General features: G+C 46.5%; 1 protein-coding gene. It reads right to left on the bottom strand.

Going from position 1 to position 286, the window contains the following annotated elements; genetic code table 11:
- Positions 1–60: 60 nt before the first annotated feature.
- The coding region (locus tag AAEY78_RS12620) for a 30S ribosomal protein S2 (protein ID WP_352339677.1) at positions 61–286 on the bottom strand (226 nt) is incomplete at its 5' end.

A 286-nucleotide genomic window follows, 5' to 3' on the forward strand; every position in this document is an offset into this window, starting at 1 on the left:
GATGCTGACAGAGTCACTATCAAGATATCCTTACAAAGGTAAACCTTTTGGGTCAGCTATTTATTCTGCTGGAGTGGCTGCTTCTTCGGTAGCCGCTTCAGCTGGTGCTGCTTCAGTAGCTGCTTGCTCTACAGGTTGCTCTTGATCAGCTTTGCCGCCTGCTTGAGTCTGTGCGTATTCTTTACCAGCAATAATCGCATCAGCCATAGAGGTTACATACAAAGTCACGGCACGGATAGCATCATCGTTTGCTGGAATGATGTAATCAACGTTATCAGGGTTAGAG

Source organism: Psychrobacter sp. 16-MNA-CIBAN-0192, from assembly GCF_040309565.1.
GTDB lineage: Bacteria > Pseudomonadota > Gammaproteobacteria > Pseudomonadales > Moraxellaceae > Psychrobacter.